Origin of the sequence: Arthrobacter sp. GMC3 (genome assembly GCF_002929305.1) — a bacterium.
Classification (GTDB): Bacteria; Actinomycetota; Actinomycetes; order Actinomycetales; family Micrococcaceae; genus Specibacter.
Genome location: NZ_PJIO01000013.1, coordinates 52,215 through 71,384, shown reverse-complemented (window position 1 = coordinate 71,384; position 19,170 = coordinate 52,215). Strand labels below are relative to the sequence as shown.

Sequence of the window (19,170 nt, the reverse complement as noted above, 5' to 3'; positions counted from 1 at the left end):
TTGGGGGAGGGGCTTAGCCCTTGACGGCGCCGGCCAGGCCGGAAACCAGCTTGCGTTGGACGGCGATGAAGAAGATCAATACCGGGATGGTCATGATGACCGAGCCGGCCATGATGGCGCCCCAGTCATTCTGGTCCGGCTTGAAGAACGACAGCAGCGCCATGGGCATGGTGGAGTTCTCCTGGGCAGAAATAATGAATGTCTTGGCAAACAAGAAGTCGTTCCAGGTGGAGATGAACGAGAACACCGAACAGGCCACCACACCCGGGGCCACGAGGGGGAACAATACCGAGCGGACAAACTTGAAGCTGCTGGCGCCGTCGAGCTTGGCCGCCTCCTCCAACTCGATCGGAACGGCGGCCACAAAGCCACGCAGCATCCAGATCGCGAACGGGATGGAGAAGCCAACATGGACCAAAATCAGTGACCCCAAATGGTTCAGGCCCACAGCCGGGATGGCCTCACCAAAGCCCTTGAACAGGAAGAACAGCGGGATGGTCAGGGCCTCGATCGGGACCATCTGTGCCACCAGAATGATGATGAGTAGTTTGGTGCGCATCTTGAAGTTGTAGCGGGTCAGGGCCACGGCGGCAAGGAATGCCAGCACGGTGGAAAGCACCACCACGCTCAGGGCCACGATCACCGAGTTCAGGAAGTACTGGCCAAAGTTGTTCACGCTCAGTACGCGGGCGAACGAGTCAAAAGACGGGGTGAGCGTCCAGGGGGTGGAGTCGCCGGCGTCGAGCGCCGTCTTGGGCTTCAGGGCCGAGAGCAGCATCCAGTAGAGCGGGAACGCCACGAACGCGGCAATCAGCAGTCCAACAGCGTTGGAGCCCCAGCCCTTGCGGGACTTCTTTTCCTTCGCACGACGTCGGGGAGTCACGGAGCCGGGCTGGCTCACCTTAAGCGTGGTCACAGTACTTCACCACTCCTTTTGAGTAGTCGCAGGTAAACAACGGTGATGACCATGAGCAGGACAGTCATGATGACGCCCAGCGCGGAGCCGAGCCCGTAGAGGCTGGCCGCGAACGCCTGCTGGTAGGAGTAAACGTTCAGGACCATGTTTTGCCCGGCAATGCCACCGCCATTGGTCATGATGTAGATCTGCGAGAAGATCTTGAAGTTCCAGATGATCGACTGGATGGTGACGATCATGACGATCGGGCGCAGCATGGGCAGCATGATGTTGGTAAAAATGCGGGGCATGGATGCGCCATCCAGGCGTGCCGCCTCAACAACTTCGGTGGGAATCGCCTGGATGCCGGCGTAGACGGTGACCATGACGAACGGGAAGGAACACCAGACAACTTCGCTGGCGACCAGACCAAAGGCGGTCCATTTGTCATAAGTCCAGGAGAAGTCGCTGAAGCCGCTGAGTCCGATGCCAGCCAGCACCTTGTTGACAAGGCCCTGGGTGGAATCGAAAAGGAACAGCCACACGGCGCTGCCGGTCACGGCGGGGGTGGCCCAGGCGCCCAGGGAAACAGCGAACAAGGTGGTCCGAACCCAGGGGCGAAGGCGGGTGGCGAAGACCGCCAATGCGCCGCCCACCAGCAACGTGAAGACTACACAAGCGGTGGCAAAGATGACGGTGTTGCCCAGGACTGTCCAGAATTCGGGGTCGGAGACCAGAATCCGGTAATTCTCCAGGCCGGTGAAGTTCAGCGGCGCATTGCCACTGACCTGTGCCTGGCGGTAGTCGTACAAGGACATGTTGATCAGCTGGTACAGCGGGTAGCCCAGCAGCGCGATCAGGACGATGAGCGCGGGCGCCAAATACAGCCAGTGCTCCAACCGCCCCGCCCAGCCACGACCTTTTTTCTTGGGTCGTGACTGGGCGGGGCGAACCGGAGCCGGCGAGGTTGACGCTGTGGCGACGGGAACTTGCAGGGCCATTAGTGCTGGCCTTTCCTAAAGGGGCGAAGGATCACTTTGCCGCGAAGATCTTGTTCATGGCGTCGGTCGCATCCTTGGAGGCGGTGTCGACGTCGGCCTTGCCGGTGACAATCTGCTGGTACATGGTGGTGAAGGTACCCTTGGCGTCAATCGTTGACCAGGTGTCGGTGATCGGCACGAAGTTGGTGCCGGCTGCGATGGTGGAGATGAACGGCGCAACCTGCGGGTTCTTTTCGGCTACGCTCTTTTGCACGTCGGTGAAGGTGGGCAGGTTGCCCATGGCATCGAACATGGCCTGCTGGGACTTCTTGCTGGCCAGGGCCTTGGTGAAGTCGGCAGAGAGAGTGTGCCGCTTGGAGCTGGCAAAGACGCCGAGGTTGTTGCCGCCGGCAAAGGCGGGGGCAATGGAGCCGGCCGTGACACCGGGGACCGGAACAACGGCGAACTTGTCCTTGAAGGCGCTCTCAGAAATGGCCTTGTAGTTGAAGTCGCCACCAATGGTCATGGCTGCCTTGCCGGCGATGAACTGCTGAACGCTAGCGTTGCCACCGAATTCGGCGCACGTGGCCGGCGGGCAGATGTCGTCCTTGAGCAGGTTGGTGTAGGCGGTGATGCCTTCACGGGACTTGGCCGAATCCAGCTCCGAGGTGAACGCGCCGCCCTTTTCAGAAGCGATGGAGCCGCCATGGGCCCACAGGAACGGCATGGCGGAGAACTGTGCCTTGCCGCCAACAGAGATGCCCAGCATGTCCGGGTTGGCTGCACGCACCGTGCGGGCCGCGGTTTCAATCTCGGCCATGGTCTTGGGAACCTCGACACCGGCGGCCTTCAAGATGTCAGTGCGGTAGTACAGGGCGCGCACGCCCACAAACCACGGCACGCCGTAGTTCTTGCCGCCGATGGCCGTAGTGGCCAAAACTTTCGGATCCAGGTCCTTGCCTTCGTCCCAACCCTTGATGTCGGCGGTCATATCGGAGAGACCGCCGGCAGCAACGTAGCTGGCGAGGTCGGTGTTGCCGAACTCTGCCACGTCAGGGGCGCTGGAGGGGTCATTGAAGGCGGCCTTGAACTTCTCCGCGCGAGTGTCCACAGGAATGTACTGAACGTCGACCTTGACGTCCTTGTGGGCGGCCTCAAATTCCTTCACCGTCGCGTCAACGACGGCGGACTTCGGTGCCTGGTTGACTTCGGAGAACAGCCAAACACGCAGTGTTCCGGTGTTCTCATCCTGTGACGAGGCGGCGTTGTTGGAAGTGGGGGGAGCGCAGCTGGTGAGCGCCATTGCGGCCAATGCGGCCACGGCAAGTGTGCGTGAAAATTTCACGAATCCTCCAGGGAATGATCAAAGTGTGGGTCCCGCGCATCGGTTCAACGTCGCTGCGGGCATGAGATGACATTAGGAGAGGAGGTTGTGTGGGACGAAGCACAAACGGTAAAAGTTTCACTATGCAAAATCTATATTTGTTATTTGACACACACTGGCTCGATGTGATGCGCCCTGTGGCCGCGCCTTTCCGGTGAAAATGTGTCATGGCCTAGGCTGGGGAGATGACTGGCGCACCCGTTACCCTGTGTTTTCTGCTCCGCACCCATGAGGGGCGCGAGCAGGTGCTATTGGGGCTGAAGAAGACCGGGTTTGGTGCCGGAAAAGTGGTTGGCATCGGCGGTCATGTGGAGGCGGGGGAGAGCGTCGAGGACGCGATTTGCCGCGAAGTGGCGGAAGAATCCAGCATCCAGATAGCCGTTGCGGATCTAATCCCTGCTGGCACCGTGGATTTTGTGTTCCCGGCCAGGCCCGAGTGGGATATGTTCACCACTGTATTCCTGGGCCGCAACTTCGACGGGGAAGCTGTGGAGAGCGATGAAATTGCGCCACGCTGGTATCCGGTGGATAGTTTGCCGCAGGAACTGATGTGGGCGGACGCCGTGCACTGGCTGCCGGCGTTCCTGGCGGGTGGGCGCGGGCATTGGCGCGTGGTACTCAATCCGGACAACGAGAGCGTTGCCTCAAGCACCCACACAGGGTCCGTTTAGGGCTTGGCGACCGTCAGTAGAAAAGCGGAGTCCGCTAAGGCATCCACGGAGTGACGGGCAACGGGGACCACCAAGTGGTCCCCGGGCGAGCCTTCCCACCGGACATCGCCGGTGATGAGCACGATCCTCCCGGTGAGGACCTGGATCGTGGCCTCGCCGGAGTTGTCGTGCTCATCCAGGGACGAACCGGCGGTTAGGGCTATGACCGTTTGGCGCAAGACACACTCGTGCCCGCCATAGACGGTCCGGGCGCTGCGGCCGCTGCTCTTGGTCTTGGCGGTACCCAGCAGCTCCCTGGCGAGTGCCGTCAGTGATGACTTCTCCATGATGCTCCTTGGGCCCGGCAGTGAATGTGACTTACCTCACCATATCGTGCTGCCGGGCTTTGCGCCGCTATCCGAGGTGGCGTTCATCCACCCCGTTGTAGGCACTCAGGGGCCTGATCAGTGAGTTGGATGCCCGCTGTTCCATGATGTGAGCCGTCCACCCCGTGATGCGCGAGGCAATGAAAATGGGTGTGAACATATCGGTGTCAAAGCCCATCAGGTGATAGGTGGGCCCGGCCGGGTAGTCAAGGTTCGGCTTGATCGCTTTGGCCTCGTCCATGGCCTGCTCCAGCCCGTCGTACAGTCCCAGAATTTCCGGGCGGTCAAAGTGGGCGATCATCTTATCCAGTGCCAACTTCATGGTGGGCACACGAGAATCGCCGTTCTTGTAGACGCGGTGACCAAAACCCATGACCTTCTTCTTCTTGGCCAGAGCGTCCTCCATCCACGCCTTGGCCCGGGCTGCGGCCTCCTGACGGGTCTCCTCCTTGCGGATGCCGATCTCATTGAAGGTGTGCATGACGGCCTCGTTGGCCCCGCCGTGCAGTGGACCCTTCAACGCACCAATGGCGCCGGTGACGGCCGAGTGCAGATCCGACAGTGTGGAGGTGATGACCCTGGCGGTGAACGTTGAGGCGTTGAAGGAGTGCTCCGCATACAGCACCATGGACACGCGGAACGCATCCACCACCTCTGGGGCCGCTTCCTCACCGAAAGTCATCCACAGGAAGTTCTGCGCGTAGTCAAGATCGGTCCGCGGCTCCACCAGATCCAGGGCCCGACGTCGGCGCTGGTCGTAGGCGACCACCGCCGGGAACTGTGCAAAAAGTGACTGCGCCTTTTCCAGCTCGGCCTCCGGGGAGGAGTCTTGTGCCAGCGGGTCATTGGCGCCGATGACCGAAACCGCCGTCCGGCCCACATCCATGGGGTGACAGTGAAGGGGCAGCAGGTCGATGGCGGCCTTCACTCGGGAGTCCAGGGCGCGGTTGGCCCGTTCAAACGCCTCGAAAAGTGTCAGCTCCGCCTCGGTAGGCAGCTCGCCGGTCCACAGCAGCAGGGCCACTGCCTCGAAGGACTTGCTCGCCGCCAGCTGCTGCACCGGGTAACCCCTGTACAGCAGCGAATTGGACTCCGGATTGACCTTGGAGATGGCGGTGTAGTCGGCAACTACGCCGGCAAGGCCCTTACGTACGTCTTCTTCACTCACAGTTGGTACTCCTTCTTCAAAAAGAACTGATGCCTAAAGGTTTGCGCTGTTGTTGCCGATGTCCAGGCCAGGAACCTGAAAATTGAAGATGCCTGTATCAAACTGGTTATACCCCTGATAGTCAACCAATTCATAGAGCCTTGCCCGGGTCAACATCTCGGGGACGGACGCCTCCTGGGTGCCGTCGGCGCGCAGGGTGTCCAAAACACGCTCGGCAGCCCCCATGGCGCTGCGCAACAAGGTGACCGGGTAGATGATCATGGCTACGCCCGCGTTTGCCAGCGCATCCTTGGTGAATAGCTCGCTCTTGCCAAATTCGGTCATGTTCGCCAGCACCGGAACGTTCACCGCATTGCACACGGCCTCGAACTCGGAAATGTCCTTCATGGCTTCGGGGAAGATCGCGTCGGCACCGGCGTCGACCAGTGCCTTGGCCCGGTCGATGGCAACCTGCAAACCCTCGACGGCACGGATGTCCGTGCGTGCCATGATCAGAAAATTCGGATCCCGGCGGGCGTCGGCGGCAGCTGCGATCCGTTTGACGGCCGTGTCCAGGTCCACCATGTTCTTGCCATCGAGGTGGCCGCAACGTTTGGGGTTGAACTGGTCCTCAATATGGGTCCCGGCCAGCCCGGCATTCTCCAGCTCCTGGATGGTGCGGGCCACGTTCATGGGTTCACCGAAACCGGTGTCCGCGTCAATCAGGCACGGCAGGTCTGTCATCCTGGCAATCTGCCCGCCGCGGGCCGCAACCTCGGACAAGGTGGTCATGCCGATGTCGGGGAACCCCAGGTCATTGGCGAGAACAGCGCCGGAGATATAGACGCCGTCGAACTTCTTTTCCTCAATAAGCCGGGCCGACAGCGGGTTGAAGGCACCGGGGAACTGCACTGCCGCGCCCGGGACCAGCATGGCACGCAGATCCCGGCGCTTCTGTTCGGGCGTCTTCTTGGAGAACAGCATTTAGAACAGACCCTTGGGAGCGGCGGCGAGGTCGATAACGCCGGGCGCTGCTGTGATGTTGAGTTGGTCCAGTTCACCGGCGGCCAAATAGGTAAGGTTCTCGGCGGCCGCGATGAAGCGGTCGATCTCGGCCTCCTCCACCAGACCGGTGGCCAGGGTGCGGAACTTGTTGATGTACTGGGCCCGGGCGAACGGCCGGGCGCCCAGCGGGTGGGCGTCGGCGACGGCGATCGAATCGGTGATGACCGTGCCGTCGGTCAAGGTAATGACCACGGTACCGCCAAAAGCCTTCTCCGCAATGTCCAGCGAGTGGTAGCGGCGGGTCCATTCGGCGTCTTCCTCCGTGGTGACCTTGTGCCACAGGGCCACCGTGTCCGGGCGGCCGGCACGCTCGGGGGAGTAGGAGTCCACGTGGTGCCAGGAACCGTCCTGCAGGGCGACGGTGAAGATGTACGGGATGGAGTGGTCCAGTGTCTCCCGTGATGCGGTGGGATCGTACTTTTGCGGATCCTTGGCGCCGGAGCCGATCACGTAGTGGGTGTGGTGGCTGGTCTTGATCAGCACGCTGGCCACGTTGGCCGGATCCGTGGCTTCGGGGTGCTCGCCATGCAGCTTGCGAGCAAGGTCAATCCAGGCCTGCGCCTGGTACTCGGCCGAATGTTCCTTGGTGTAGGTGTCAAGGATGGCGCGCTTGGCTTCGCCGTCAGCCGGCAGCGGCACGTTGTACGCGGCGTCGGGTCCGTCAAGCATCCAGGCGATAACGCCGTCTTCGCCTTCGTAGATCGGCACGGGGGAGGTCTGCCCGCGCATGGCACGGTCGGCAGCCTCAACGGCCATCTTGCCGGCAAAGGCGGGGGCGTGGGCCTTCCAGGTGGAAATCTCACCCTTGCGAGACTGGCGAGTAGCGGTGGTGGTGTGCAGGCCCTGTCCCACAGCCTGGAAGATGGTTTCTACCTCAAGGTTGAGCAGTGTGCCGATACCGGCCGCCGCCGACGGCCCCAGGTGGGCTACGTGGTCGATCTTGTGGGCGTGCAGGCAGATGGCCTTCACCAGGTCAACTTGGATCTCGTAGCCGGTGGCAATGGCGCGGACCAAATCCGCGCCGGAGGCCCCGGTGTGCTGGGCGACGGCGAGGATCGGCGGGATGTTATCTCCCGGGTGGGAGTACTCGGCGGCAAGGAAAGTGTCGTGATAGTCCAACTCACGCACGGCCACACCGTTGGCCCATGCCGCCCATTCGGGGGAGACCTTCTCGGTGATCCCGAAAACGGAGGCTCCGGCGCCGCCGCTGGACGGTGCGTGGGAGAGTGCCTGGGCGCGGGCGGCGACAATGGGCCCGCGGTTCAGGGAGGCGATGGCCACGGAGGCGTTGTCGATGACCCGGTTGATGATCATCTCGGTCACCTCGGGTGTCACAGCGACAGGGTCTGCCGCAACCTTGGCAATCTTGTAGGCGAGCTGACCCTCGCGGGGCAGGTTCTCTTCACTCTTGTAAACACGGACATTGTGCTGGACAACCATGGGAATTCCTTTTTGCTGATGATGGGTGAGGACGCTTGGATATTGGAGCAAGTTTAGGGGGTGGCCCTGGAGCCAAGAAGGTGCCGCAGGCTGTTATCGAGATGAACAGTAGTGGCGGCGCTTGCCACAGCCGGGTTCCCGTTGGCGATGGCCAACGCAATAGCGGCGTGTTCGCGTGCGGCGTCGCGGAGCCTCGCAGGATTGTCCTTGGAGAGGCGGCGCACACGCACGAGGTGCACCCGCAAGCTTTTCAGGGCTTGGGAGAGGTAATGATTTCCGACTGCGGCATCAACTGCCACGTCCAGGTCACCTGCCAGCCGGTAGTAGTCATGCCGGGTGGGGTCATCGTCGGTGATCAACTCACCGGCATTGCTCAGTTCACGGTGGAGGGCGTGGAAGACGGCGGGATCACCACGGCGAGCGGCTAACTCGGCAGCCCGGCACTCCAGGGCTGAGCGCAGCTCGAACAACTCCTCAAGATGATCCAGGGAGATCTCGCTGACCACCATGCCCCGCCCGCTCTGCGGTTCGGCCAGGCCTTCGGCGCTCAGTTTGGCCAGTGCTTCCCGGATGGGTGTCCGCGAAACGCCAAGTCGTTCGGAGAGCTCTACCTCGGCCAGGACGGCGCCGGGTGCCAGCCTCCAGTGGATGATGTCATTGCGCAGCGTGGTGTACGCCTTCTCGCTGGCCCGCATACGCCCTCCTCGACTGATTGATCCATCATGCCTGTGGATGATGCAGTAACACCATCCACCTCAGTGTATACAAAGTTCCGGTGAAAAGGGAGCGATTGCGCCGAATTGTTCGAAAAATGCATATTTATGTATACAGACAATGATTTCTTTGGCCTCGCACTCCAACTAGCATGCCTAACGTCCCCTCAGCGCAGCATGGAGGCCATCATGACGGCGAACGGTCCCGTCTGCGCCGAGGTAGATGGGACTTGCCGAATCGGCTGTTCAGCAACGTCTACTTCAGCACGGGTCCGTCTACTTCGGGGAGAGGTGCTGTCCGGGGCCGTCTACCTCAGCGTTGCCGCAGGTGTGGGCAGGTGTGGGCGGACTCAAACCTCAGAGCACGCGCCAGAGGTACTCAACCTCGGGGCGGCCGGGGGAGCCGTGGCGCGGAGCCTTGCTGGCAGCGCCCGTCGTGGCCAGGTGCTCCAGATAGCGCCGGGCCGTCACACGCGACATTGACAGTGCAAGCCCGGTCTCCGTGGCCGAAGACGGCTCCGGTGCCGCCCGCAGCCAATCCGCCACTGCAACTAAGGTTTCCTGCAACATCCCCTTGGGCAGTTGCAGCTTTCCCGTGGGACGGAGGGCCGACAGGGCACGGTCGATGGAGTCCTGGCTGGTGAGTGAACCCTCCGCCAAGGCTGCGTGGTAGCGGCGGTAGTTCTCCAACTTGTCCCGGAATGCTGTGAAGGTGAACGGCTTAATCAGGTACCCCGTGATGCCCAGCGCAATGGCCGAACGAACCACCTGGATTTCCCGCACAGCCGTGATCGCCACGACATCCGGCATGAGCCCCAGCCCATGGATACGGCGTAGCAAGTCAAGTCCGTGCCCATCGGTGAGGTTCATGTCGAGCAGGATGAGTTGGATGGCCGGGGTTGCGGGATTGTTAACTGCTGCTAGTGCGGACCGCACACCGTTCGCGGTCGCCGCCACTTCAAAGCCTTCAAGCCGGCGCACAAAGTCGGCGTGCGCGGCCAAGGCGACGGGTTCATCGTCAACCACCAGCACCCGGATTGTTGTGGTGGCGCTCATGGGAGTTCCTCATCATCGGGCAGGTCGGGGAGGGGGACGACGACGGTCATAACAGCGCCGCCGTCGTTCTCTGCCTCAATGGTGCCGCCCAGGGCAGCGGCGGTGCGCCGGATCAGGGCCAGGCCATAACCGCGCCCGCCTGGTCCGGCGGAGTCCTTTCCGGTGGTCCCGATCCGGGACAGCACATCCAGGTCGGTGGTGGGCAGACCGGGACCGTTGTCCGCCACCGTGATGGTCAGGGCTCCGTCCGCCACCAGGAGGTCCGCCCAAACTGTCGGGATTCTGGCAGTCTGCCCCACCCCGTCCGGGCCGGTGGGCGGGCCCGCAGCCGCGTCGATGGCATTGTCAACCAGGTTTCCCAGCAGTGTGACGAGCTCGCGGTTGTTCAGGCGCCCGGGCGGCAGGGTGCCGGAGCCGCTGAGCTCCAGCTTGACGCCGCGTTCATCTGCCTGCGCCCCTTTTCCCAGAAGCAGTGCGGCCAGGAACGGCTCATCCAGGGAGCCCACGAATTGCCCGCCCAGAAGTGCGGTTTCGGACAGGTCCGCGGTAGCAAAGTCGAGGGCTTCCCGGGCCCGGCCCAGCTCGATCAGGGAAATGATGGCGTGGAGCCGGTTGGCGTGCTCGTGCGTCTGGGACCTCAGGGCTTCCACCAGCGTTTGGGTGCTGCTGAGGCTGCCGGCGAGCGCGGTCAGTTCGGTGTGGTCGCGCAAAGTGGCAACTGCGCCGGCCGGTGAGCTACTGCCAGGGGCCACTGCCTGGCGCTGGCTGACCACCAGCAGGCGGTCTCCAGCCAGATGGACCTCGTCGGTGGCATCGCGGCCGCTGCGCAAAAGCTCCGTGAGTGACCCGGGCAAATCCAGGGAATCCAGCGCAGGCGCGGTGCTGTTGGCCTTGCGCAAGCGGTTGGCCCGCTTTCGCGCATCCGGCACCGGGCCCAAACCCGCCGGTGCGATGCCCAGTAGCAGGGCGGCGTGGTCGTTGTACAGAACCAGGGAACCGTGGGTGTCGACCAGGACCAGGCCTTCGCGGACGGAGTGGAGCACGGATTCATAGTAGGCAAACAGCTGGGCTAGCTGCTCGGGTCCCCAGCCCAGCGTGACCCGCCGGAGGTACCGGCCCAGGAACCATGCTGCCATGGACCCGGCCAGCAGGAGCGCCGCGGCCAGCCCCAACACCGCCGGCAATCGTGCCGAGACCAGCACCTGGACATTGCTGACGGTCACGCCCGCAGCCACCATACCCACCACGGTGCCGGTGGAATTCTTTACTGGCACAATGGCCCGCACCGATGGGCCCAGGGTGCCGACCGTGGTTTCAAAATAGCTGTGACCGGCTTGTGCCTGCGCAATGGAACCAACGTAGGGTTTGCCGATTTCGCCGGGATTGGGATGCGTCCAGCGAATGCCGTGCGGATCCATGATGGTAATGAAATCCACGCCAGCATCGCGCATGACAGCCTCAGCATAGGGCTGGAGCGCTGCGCTGGGGTTGGGGGAATCTGCCGCGGCGGCCACCATGGGGGAGTCAGCCAGCGCCGTGGCAACAGACATCATGCGCTGGCGGGTCTGCTCGTAAGTGCGGGATCCGGCGTCGAACACCATCACGGCGGCCAAACCGGAGGTCAAGAGCAGCACGAAGAGCAGGTTGGCAGCGAACAGCCTCTTCGCAATGCTCCAGCCACGCCAATACCGCCTCAGCATTCCTGAACCTTTCCTGCGACCAATATGAACGCAACCGTGAGGTAAATCACCTTGAGGGGCAATCTTAGGTGAGGCGGATCGCACGCCGCACCCAATCCAATGCTAATCATCGAAGATCACAGGAGTGACAATGAGCTCTCAACGACGAGGGACAGCCACCATGGCCAAGCCAGCCCGGCGCAGGATGGATAAATCCCATTGGCTCTATGTTGCGGTCATTGCCGCGGTGGTCCTGGGCGCGGCGATCGGTCTCATGGCACCCGAGGTGGGGAAGTCGCTTAAGCCCCTGGGGACCATGTTCATCGCCCTGATCAAGATGATCATCGCCCCCATCATCTTTTGCACCATTGTGCTGGGGGTGGGTTCCATTGCCAAGGCGGCGACCGTGGGCAAGGTGGGCGGCCTGGCCCTGCTCTACTTCATGGTGATGTCCACCGTGGCGCTCGCAATCGGGCTGGTGGTGGGCAACATCATCCACCCGGGTTCCGGATTGCATCTGAAGCCGTACTCGGCCGCCACCTCGTCCGAGGACAACGCCACCGTGAAGTTCCTGATGGAGATGATTCCCGGAGACATCCCCGTGCTCCCGACCCTGGTGCTGGCGTTGCTGGTTGGCTTTGCCCTGCAGTCTTTGGGCAAGTCCGGTGAGCCGGTGCTCAACGCCATTAAGAATGTCCAAAAAGTGGTCTTCAAGTTGATGATGATGATCATGTGGGCCGCCCCGGTAGGCGCTTTCGGGGCCATTGCCGCCGTCGTGGGAGCCACGGGCTGGGCCGCAATTGGGTCCATGGCCATCTTGATGGGCGCCTTCTACCTGACCTGCGCGCTGTTCATTGTGATCATCCTCGGCTCGATCCTGCGCGTGGTGACGGGGCTTAACATTTTCGCCCTGATACGCTACCTGGCCCGTGAGTACCTGTTGATCTTTGCCACCTCATCCTCCGAATCGGCACTGCCGCGCCTCATGGCAAAGATGGAGCACGCCGGGGTTTCCAAGCCCGTTGTGGGCATCACGGTCCCCACCGGCTACTCGTTTAACCTGGACGGCACCGCCATCTACCTGACCATGAGCGCGTTGTTCATCTCCACCGCCATGGGCATACCGATGAACATGGGTGAACAGATCGGCCTGCTCGTGTTTATGGTCATCGCCTCCAAGGGTGCAGCCGGGGTCACTGGTGCCGGGCTGGCCACCCTGGCTGCGGGGCTGGCGGCCCACAAGCCCATCCTGCTAGACGGCATGGGTGTGATTGTGGGCATCGACAAGTTCATGTCCGAGGCCCGCGCGTTGACCAACTTCACTGGTAACGCCGTCGCCACCTTGTTGATTGGCAAGTGGACGCATGAGCTGGACATGGATCAGGCCCGCGCCGTTCTCTCCGGCCGCGACCCCTTTGACGAGCTGTCACTGGACCCCGACGGCCATGCTACCGGGGGCGACGCCGGTGATTCGCCCGTCCTGACGGCACCCAGGGAGGATCCGGTTCCGGCCAGGGTCTAGCTTCCCAGGTGCGCCGGGCCGGGGCCCGGCAGCTGTTTCAGACGGCAAAAAAGTGGGAGGTGTCCGCGCTGGAAGGCGAGAGGGACACCACCCACTTTTTCTCGCCGCTGGTTTCGGACAGCGGTGGCGTAGGCAGTTATGCGGTGAGAGCTGGTTCTCGGATGAACCGTTCCACGGCCGTTTCCGGGCGGACCCGGTCCTCGGCCGGGATGTCGCCGGCGAAAGCCATCCACTGGGCGAACTTGTCGCCTCGATCCACTAACTGGCGGTACATTTTCCGGCGCATGGCCGCGACCCGGTCGCGGTAAACGGGGACGTTGATGACATTGTTGAGCTCATCCGGATCGGCGATCATGTCGTAGAACTCGTCGATACCCTCCGGATTCACAATGTATTTCACTTCCTTGTCCCGGATCATGCGCTGGGCGTAAGGGAAATGATGGCCGTGGAACTCGCAGAGAATGTCCTCCCGCCAGCCCTCGACCGCCTGCCCGGCAGCCATCGGCAGCAAGGACCTGCCCCGGACACCGGAGGCGTCGGCGCCGGCGATCTCATGGAAGGTGGCCGTGAAGTCCAGCAGCGAGATGAAGCTGTCCTCGCGGCGCTCCTGCTCACCGGGAAGAGCCAGGATGGCCGGGATCCGGTAGATGTCCTCGTACATGGCCGGTCCCTTGTCGTTGAGCCGGTGTGCGCCAGTGAACTCCCCATGGTCCGCCGTGAACATGACCGCCGTGCTGTCGGCCAGGCCGAGCTCGTCCAGGACGGCAAGTATCCGGCCCACCTCGTGGTCGATCATGGACACATAGCCCCAGTAGACGGCCGTGAGCTTCTTCCACTCATCCACTGTGAAGCAGTCAGTGGACCAGTACTCGGCGTAGGCCTGCTGGATCATCGGCTTGCCATTGAACGTCTCCGCAAAGGAGCCGGGGAGCTCAACCGTGGCCGGGTCCACCATGTCGTACCACTTTTGGGGGATCAGGTACGGCAGGTGCGGGCCGAAGATGTGGCAGGAGAGGAAGAATGGCGTGCCGTCATCCTCCAACGCCCCTGCGGCAAACTCGCGCAGTTTGGCGATGGTTTGGTCCGCAAGGAAGGCCTCAAAGGTGGCTTCCGTGGGCTGGTCGGTGACCCCGGCGATCAGATGCCCCTGGCTGCCGTCTGCCCGCGTGGTGTACACGGGGCTGGAGATGCGGAAGTCCGGGAAATCGTTGGCCGCCAGCCAGCCCTCGTAGCCGGGGTCGTCAAAGACATTCAGGGCGCCGGGCAGGTGGACACCTTCAAAGCCGTAGTGTTCGGGGCCGCGGTCCTTGCCCACATGCCACTTGCCCACATGTCCCAGCCGGTACCCCTGTTCGATGAGGGCGCCGGAAAAGGTGGGCAGGCCGTCGGGGAGTTCCTCCCGGTGCCCTGAATTCCACTCGTAATTGGCCAGCAGCCCATGCTCAAACGGCTGCAGGCCGGTGAGCAGGCTGGCCCGTGCGGGCGTGCAAATGGCTGTGGGCGTGTAGGCCCGGTCAAAGGTGGTGCCGCGCGCGGCCAGCCGGTCAAGATTGGGGGTGTGCTGTGAGGTGTTGCCGTAGCAGCCCAGGGTGTCAATGCGTTGCTGATCGGTCATGATGAACAGCATGTTTTGGCGCTTTGCACCTGCAGGGGCCTGTGCTTGAGAGGGTGTCGTCATTGCCTACTTTGCCTTCGGTGCGCTGACAAACAGCTCGGAGTTGTAGAACGTCTTGGGGTCCACAACTTCCTTGATCTTGTCCGCTTCCTTGAACTGTTCCTGGAGGGCATTTAGCCAGGTGTAGACGGTGCCCTTGGCGGAGAGGTCCTCAAGTTCCTTGGAGGTGAACAGCTTGGCCACGCTTGCCTGCGACTTCATGTCCTCTTCCTTGAGCTTGAGGAACTTTGCGGTTGCCGCGGCGGTGCTGTCCTGGTTTTCGTGGCGGTAGTCGTTGGCGCTCTTGATGACCGAGATAAAGGCGGTGGCCAGTTCCTTGTCCTTAGCGGCACGCCCCGGGCCTGCAACAAATGTGGAGGGGAACGTGAGCTTGTCAATGAAGTCTTCGTTACTGAACAGCTCCACCAAGTCCGGCTTGCCCTTCTTGGCGCTGTCGATCAGTGGGTACCAGAGCGCGGCACCATCAATCTGGCCCGAAGCAAAGGCAGCGACGATCGCCGGCGGCTCCATGGCCGTGACCTCGAAGTCCTTGCGGGTCAGGCCTTCCTTTTCCAGTGCCAACGTGAACAACTGGTCGCCTGAGGTGCCGACGGGTACGCCGATCTTCTTTCCCTTGAGGTCCGCGAGCTTCTTGGTGCCGGGGGCTGCAATGATGCGGTCGGCGTTGGAGACCGAGTTGACGGCCCAAATCTCGGCCTTGCCCGACGCTGGCAGCCACAAGGCGCCGGAACCGATGTAGGCAACGTCAATGTTGTCGGTGCCCAGAGCCTGGATGGCCAGTGGGCCGTTGGTGAACGGCAGGTATTTCGGCGTCAAGCCCGCCTTGGCCCAGTAGCCTTCCTGGTCTGCCACGGCCATAAGGCCGGCGCCGTTGTAGTCGGCAATGTAGCCAACCTTGATCTCAACGGGAGCCTTGGATTCGGGTGCGGCGCCGACGTCGTTCTTGACCCCGCAGGCGGCAAGCAGCGAGACGGCGGCGGCTCCCACGGAGAGCTGAAGGACATTGCGGCGGGTGATCGTTGCGGACATTGTTTCTCCTGATTTATGCATGGCTGCGCCCCGACGCGGGGGAGCAGGGAAGGATTTGAAGGGTGGTTGGCTTGGAGATTATTCGTCGGCGCCCTTGGCGTCGGGCTGGTGGTACACGGCTTCCCAGACCTGGGCTCGGAGCTTGGCGAACTCATCGGAGAGGCGCATGGACTCGGTGCGGGGATAGGGCAGATCGATCGTGATTTCCTTGTGGATGCGACCCGGGCGGGCCGCCATCACGATCACCCGTGAGGCCAGGAAGACCGACTCGTCCACGTCGTGGGTGACAAACATGACGGTGCGTCTTTCCTTGGTCCAGGTCTCCAAAAGCTGTTCTTGCATGTGGACTCGGGTCAGGGCATCGAGGGCACCGAAGGGTTCGTCCATGAGCAGGATTTCCGGGTTGACAGCGTAAGCGCGGGCAATGGCGCAGCGCTGCTTCATGCCGCCGGAAAGCTCCTTGGGCAGAGCATCGGCAAAGCGGGTCAGGCCCACCAATTCCAGGTAGTGGTCAACAATTGCCCGGCGTTCCTTGGCCGGTACCTTCTTTAGTTCCAAGCCGAATTCCACGTTCTTGCGGACGGTGAGCCAGGGGAAGAGGGCGTACTGCTGGAAGATGACACCGGTGCGCGGGCTGGGGCCGTTCACCGGGCGGTCATCAACCAATACCTGCCCGCTGGTCGGTTCCAGCAGGCCCGCCGCCGCGTTGAGCATGGTGGATTTGCCGCAACCGGACGGGCCCACCACGGTCACGAACTCGCCGTCGGCAATGTCAAGGTTGACGCCGTCGAGCGCGGTAAACGTGGTGCCGGTCAGGGTGAACTCCTTGCGGAGGTTCTCGAAGCGGATCATGGCATTTTGCGTTGTGGTAGTCATTGGAAGTCCTTAGCGGCGTTCTTGCCAGCGGGTCAGGCGAGCCTCGACCATGAGCAGTAGGCGGTCCATGATCAAGCCCAAAATTCCGATGGCGATCACGTTGACGAAGATGGTGGGCATGTCGTAGAACTGCTGTGCCTGCTGCATGCGCATTCCCAAGCCGTTGGGGGCCGCAAGGAGTTCGGCGGCCACCACGGTGGCCCAACCGGCGCCGAGGCCGATCCGCATGCCGACCAGGATGAAGGGTGAGGATGCCGGGACAACCACGCGGGCGAAGATGACGAAGCTGTTGGCTCCCAGGACTCGCGCGGCATTGATCAGGGTCTTGTCCACGCTCACCACGCCCTGGTAGGTGGAGATGACGCAGGAGAGGAACGCGGCCAAGAAGATCACGAAGATCTTGGGTGCTTCCCCGATACCCATGGTCACCATAACTAGGGGGAGCAAGGCCAGCGGGGGGACCGTGCGGAAGAACTGGACGTAAGGCTCCAAGATGGCACGGCCAATGGAGTACCAACCCATGAGGAAACCGACCGGAATGGCCAGGGCGCTGCCTATGACAAAGCCGCTGAGGACTCTGGTCAGGGACGCGCCGGTATCCTCGGCCAAGGTGCCGTCGGCGAAGAGTTCGCCGGCTCGGAGGGCAACTTCGCCGGGGCCGGGCAAGCCAACAAGGCCAAGGCCGGAAACGAGGGCCCAAGCTGCGATGCCTGCGATGACTGAGGCCACGTTGATGGTGACCATTGCCTTGGTGGAAAGCTTGCGGCCACTGGAGGCGGCACTTTTTCGAGCAACTGGGGCGGTGGGTGTCTTCTGGGGTTCCCTGGGGCCAGTGGAAGCCGCGGCTTCCACTGTGCCTGCAAGGGACGGTTCTGTTGGTGCCATGGAAAGAGCATATGGCGCAGCCCACACCTGGTCAAGACTATTTATGTAAATAGCCTTATCGTTAGGTTTTGAGGCGCTTTGTGAAGCCTGCCGCCTCCGGCGTGGGCGCTACTTGGCTGGCGGCGTCGCCACCGGCGGCATGCCGAAAAGCCCCCCGGATTTGGCGGACTTGGGCTTGCGAACGTGGGTTCCCCAGAGGAACGCCAGCCAAGTGAGTGTCAGCTGGGCGGGGAAAGCGACCAGGGGAACGCCGCCTGAGATGAGGCAGATCAGCACCGGCAACAACACAATGAGTGTCAGGTCGGGACCCGACAAGAAGGATCGGATGGCGCCGGTGGGGATGGGGCCCGTGGGCGAAGCAACGGCTGGCATGTTCCAATCGGGTGCCGGACGGAAGGACGCCCGTAAAGTGGCCGCGCCCAGCCCCGGCCCGGCCAGCACTGCCAGCAACAGCAGCTCCGGTGAGCCTACGCCCAAGGCTAGGAGCAGGCCGAAGCAGACGAGTGCCCACAGGGTCATGCCGACGGCAGGCAACACATAGTGGACGCGTCGGACAACCTTGGCGGGGAGCGGCATGAGCATGTCCACGGCGGGATTGCCCGCGGCAAACCGGGCCGTAGCGCCCAGCGTGGTGGCCGCAAAGTGGGCGCACAAGAACAGCACTACGGCGATTAAGATGGCGTTGCCGAGAAACTCCACAGCGGCCAATGAGGCCGGAATGGCGGCCAGCACCAGCACCCGTAGCAAGGCGACGGGGGAGCGCAACGCCATGGTCAGGTGGGTGCTGATGAGTGTCTTGACGCTGCGGGAAAAGACGGTGCCGCCCTTGAAGATTAGCTTCAGGCGGACTTTGGAGCGGCTCACCGACGGCCCGCCACTGAGCGAACGAGACAGCTCCGAGGCATCCATGGACATGAGTGAACCAGCCACATAGGCGCCGGCCGCGGCACTCGCCTTCAGCTTCGCCGTCGTGATCCGCTCAAGGTTCAGGTACACAAGGACCAGCAGTACCACCGAAAGGGGCAGCAAGATCAACGGCCAAAGGGCGCCGTCAGCCACCAACAGCGGCCAGCTGGTGGGCAGGTACTCCAGCCATGCGGTTTGGGCGCCGGTGATGGCACCCGCTCCGGCAGCGTTGTTGTACAGTGCGGTGGCAACCAGCGTCAGCGGCGCTACGAGGGTCACCGCGCCCACCAGGTTCTTCAGCCATTTGCCCGAATCGGTGATCTGGCACCAGGCGGCAACGCCGTAGAGCAGCCAGGCCAGACCGATCCCGCACAGCACCGCAAGGCCAAGGCGGGCAGGGGTTGGTGAGGACGACATGCCCAGCGACATGGGCAGCACCAGTGCAACGGCTGCCGCAGCCGGCCAGATCAGCGATTTCAGGAATCCCGGTTGGATGAAACCCCGACGCCGGACGGGAAGACCCAGCCACCATGCCGTTTGCGGGATGGTCATGGTGATGGGGCCAACGCTCATTTCGACGGCGAGAAGTGCCGCCGCCAGCGTCAACAGCACCGTGGCGCTTGCCTGCAGCAGGGTCACCGAATGAAATCCGGGTGACACGATGGACGCCGACAGTGCCGATTCCGCACCAACCCCCAGGCTGTTGCGGAGCCCCACAATCACGGCCCCCGCCATGGTGAGCAGGGTCAGCCCGCCCAGGACAAAGGTGTACGCCTCGGAGATGAGCTCCATGATGCCGCCCTCGGTGCGGCTGAGCCCCACCTTGAAGGTGTATTGGCGGATTTCCTTGGCGGTAAAGCGTTCGCTGGTTTGCTGTGTCAT

General features: G+C 62.6%; 17 protein-coding genes. 2 read left to right on the top strand and 15 right to left on the bottom strand.

All coding sequences use genetic code 11. The features are described 5' to 3' along the window. Nucleotides 1-13: 13 nt before the first annotated feature. Genes CXQ94_RS17645 through CXQ94_RS17635 form a run of 3 tightly spaced genes read right to left on the bottom strand, consistent with a single transcriptional unit; the run spans nucleotide 14 to nucleotide 3,220 of the window. Entirely contained in the window at nucleotides 14-916 is a 903-nt protein-coding gene (locus CXQ94_RS17645; RefSeq protein ID WP_219817085.1) for a carbohydrate ABC transporter permease, read from the bottom strand. After that, nucleotides 913-1,896: a carbohydrate ABC transporter permease gene (locus tag CXQ94_RS17640; protein WP_104091894.1), complete on the bottom strand. Its 984-nt coding sequence runs from the start codon at nucleotides 1,894-1,896 to the stop codon at nucleotides 913-915. The genes CXQ94_RS17645 and CXQ94_RS17640 overlap by 4 nt, the downstream gene beginning before the upstream one ends. Before the next feature lie 31 nt (nucleotides 1,897-1,927). Beyond that, entirely contained in the window at nucleotides 1,928-3,220 is a 1,293-nt protein-coding gene (locus CXQ94_RS17635; RefSeq protein ID WP_104091893.1) for an extracellular solute-binding protein, read from the bottom strand. Between the two features lie 224 nt (nucleotides 3,221-3,444). On the opposite strand from CXQ94_RS17635, the gene CXQ94_RS17630 reads away from it, so the two are divergent. Continuing rightward, nucleotides 3,445-3,930 (top strand): 8-oxo-dGTP diphosphatase, encoded by a 486-nt coding sequence (locus CXQ94_RS17630; RefSeq protein ID WP_104091892.1) that lies wholly within the window; start codon nucleotides 3,445-3,447, stop codon nucleotides 3,928-3,930. Here the strand turns inward: CXQ94_RS17630 and CXQ94_RS17625 are convergent. The 7 genes from CXQ94_RS17625 to CXQ94_RS17595 all read right to left on the bottom strand — a co-directional run bounded on the left by CXQ94_RS17625 (nucleotide 3,927) and on the right by CXQ94_RS17595 (nucleotide 11,416). Then, the gene (locus CXQ94_RS17625) at nucleotides 3,927-4,256 is read right to left on the bottom strand and encodes a cupin domain-containing protein (RefSeq protein WP_104091891.1); all 330 of its coding nucleotides are present in this window, start codon (nucleotides 4,254-4,256) and stop codon (nucleotides 3,927-3,929) included. The two genes, CXQ94_RS17630 and CXQ94_RS17625, sit on opposite strands and share 4 nt — an antisense overlap. Before the next feature lie 67 nt (nucleotides 4,257-4,323). Beyond that, the gene (locus tag CXQ94_RS17620; protein WP_104091890.1) at nucleotides 4,324-5,463 is read right to left on the bottom strand and encodes a bifunctional 2-methylcitrate synthase/citrate synthase; all 1,140 of its coding nucleotides are present in this window, start codon (nucleotides 5,461-5,463) and stop codon (nucleotides 4,324-4,326) included. A 33-nt stretch (nucleotides 5,464-5,496) separates the two neighbouring features. After that, complete coding sequence (gene prpB / locus CXQ94_RS17615; protein WP_104091889.1) at nucleotides 5,497-6,426, bottom strand: methylisocitrate lyase; 930 nt, start codon at nucleotides 6,424-6,426, stop codon at nucleotides 5,497-5,499. Then, on the bottom strand, nucleotides 6,427-7,947 hold the full coding sequence (locus CXQ94_RS17610) for an MmgE/PrpD family protein (protein WP_104091888.1): 1,521 nt from the start codon (nucleotides 7,945-7,947) through the stop codon (nucleotides 6,427-6,429). A gap of 53 nt (nucleotides 7,948-8,000) precedes the next feature. Continuing rightward, nucleotides 8,001-8,642 carry a GntR family transcriptional regulator gene (locus tag CXQ94_RS17605; protein WP_104091887.1) on the bottom strand — a complete coding sequence of 214 codons (642 nt, stop codon included), beginning with the start codon at nucleotides 8,640-8,642 and terminating at the stop codon, nucleotides 8,001-8,003. A 375-nt stretch (nucleotides 8,643-9,017) separates the two neighbouring features. Next, nucleotides 9,018-9,716 carry a response regulator gene (locus CXQ94_RS17600; protein ID WP_104091886.1) on the bottom strand — a complete coding sequence of 233 codons (699 nt, stop codon included), beginning with the start codon at nucleotides 9,714-9,716 and terminating at the stop codon, nucleotides 9,018-9,020. Next, nucleotides 9,713-11,416 (bottom strand): sensor histidine kinase, encoded by a 1,704-nt coding sequence (locus tag CXQ94_RS17595; RefSeq protein WP_104091885.1) that lies wholly within the window; start codon nucleotides 11,414-11,416, stop codon nucleotides 9,713-9,715. The genes CXQ94_RS17600 and CXQ94_RS17595 overlap by 4 nt, the downstream gene beginning before the upstream one ends. 130 nt (nucleotides 11,417-11,546) lie before the next feature. Between CXQ94_RS17595 and CXQ94_RS17590 the strand changes: the two genes are divergently transcribed. Continuing rightward, complete coding sequence (locus tag CXQ94_RS17590) at nucleotides 11,547-12,917, top strand: cation:dicarboxylase symporter family transporter (protein WP_104091884.1); 1,371 nt, start codon at nucleotides 11,547-11,549, stop codon at nucleotides 12,915-12,917. A gap of 136 nt (nucleotides 12,918-13,053) precedes the next feature. Here the strand turns inward: CXQ94_RS17590 and CXQ94_RS17585 are convergent, their stop codons facing one another. The 5 genes from CXQ94_RS17585 to CXQ94_RS17565 form a co-directional block, all read right to left on the bottom strand. After that, the gene (locus CXQ94_RS17585) at nucleotides 13,054-14,595 is read right to left on the bottom strand and encodes a sulfatase-like hydrolase/transferase (protein ID WP_104091883.1); all 1,542 of its coding nucleotides are present in this window, start codon (nucleotides 14,593-14,595) and stop codon (nucleotides 13,054-13,056) included. Nucleotides 14,596-14,598: 3 nt separating this feature from the next. Further along, the gene (locus tag CXQ94_RS17580) at nucleotides 14,599-15,621 is read right to left on the bottom strand and encodes an aliphatic sulfonate ABC transporter substrate-binding protein (RefSeq protein ID WP_104091882.1); all 1,023 of its coding nucleotides are present in this window, start codon (nucleotides 15,619-15,621) and stop codon (nucleotides 14,599-14,601) included. 78 nt (nucleotides 15,622-15,699) lie between these two features. Next, a complete protein-coding gene (locus tag CXQ94_RS17575; protein WP_104091881.1) occupies nucleotides 15,700-16,497 on the bottom strand; it encodes an ABC transporter ATP-binding protein in 798 nt (265 codons plus the stop codon). A gap of 9 nt (nucleotides 16,498-16,506) precedes the next feature. After that, entirely contained in the window at nucleotides 16,507-17,382 is an 876-nt protein-coding gene (locus CXQ94_RS17570) for an ABC transporter permease (RefSeq protein ID WP_258067177.1), read from the bottom strand. A 108-nt stretch (nucleotides 17,383-17,490) separates the two neighbouring features. After that, complete coding sequence (locus tag CXQ94_RS17565; protein WP_104091880.1) at nucleotides 17,491-19,170, bottom strand: DUF6297 family protein; 1,680 nt, start codon at nucleotides 19,168-19,170, stop codon at nucleotides 17,491-17,493.

Coding starts and splice junctions, on each gene's coding strand:
- CXQ94_RS17640 (WP_104091894.1), bottom strand. CDS start 1,896: ATGGCCCTGCAAGTTCCCGTCGCCACAGCGTCAACCTCGCCGGCTCCG.
- CXQ94_RS17630 (WP_104091892.1), top strand. CDS start 3,445: ATGACTGGCGCACCCGTTACCCTGTGTTTTCTGCTCCGCACCCATGAG.
- CXQ94_RS17625 (WP_104091891.1), bottom strand. CDS start 4,256: ATGGAGAAGTCATCACTGACGGCACTCGCCAGGGAGCTGCTGGGTACC.
- prpB (WP_104091889.1), bottom strand. CDS start 6,426: ATGCTGTTCTCCAAGAAGACGCCCGAACAGAAGCGCCGGGATCTGCGT.
- CXQ94_RS17610 (WP_104091888.1), bottom strand. CDS start 7,947: ATGGTTGTCCAGCACAATGTCCGTGTTTACAAGAGTGAAGAGAACCTG.
- CXQ94_RS17605 (WP_104091887.1), bottom strand. CDS start 8,642: ATGCGGGCCAGCGAGAAGGCGTACACCACGCTGCGCAATGACATCATC.
- CXQ94_RS17600 (WP_104091886.1), bottom strand. CDS start 9,716: ATGAGCGCCACCACAACAATCCGGGTGCTGGTGGTTGACGATGAACCC.
- CXQ94_RS17595 (WP_104091885.1), bottom strand. CDS start 11,416: ATGCTGAGGCGGTATTGGCGTGGCTGGAGCATTGCGAAGAGGCTGTTC.
- CXQ94_RS17590 (WP_104091884.1), top strand. CDS start 11,547: ATGAGCTCTCAACGACGAGGGACAGCCACCATGGCCAAGCCAGCCCGG.
- CXQ94_RS17585 (WP_104091883.1), bottom strand. CDS start 14,595: ATGACGACACCCTCTCAAGCACAGGCCCCTGCAGGTGCAAAGCGCCAA.
- CXQ94_RS17580 (WP_104091882.1), bottom strand. CDS start 15,621: ATGTCCGCAACGATCACCCGCCGCAATGTCCTTCAGCTCTCCGTGGGA.
- CXQ94_RS17575 (WP_104091881.1), bottom strand. CDS start 16,497: ATGACTACCACAACGCAAAATGCCATGATCCGCTTCGAGAACCTCCGC.
- CXQ94_RS17570 (WP_258067177.1), bottom strand. CDS start 17,382: ATGGCACCAACAGAACCGTCCCTTGCAGGCACAGTGGAAGCCGCGGCT.
- CXQ94_RS17565 (WP_104091880.1), bottom strand. CDS start 19,170: ATGACACAGCAAACCAGCGAACGCTTTACCGCCAAGGAAATCCGCCAA.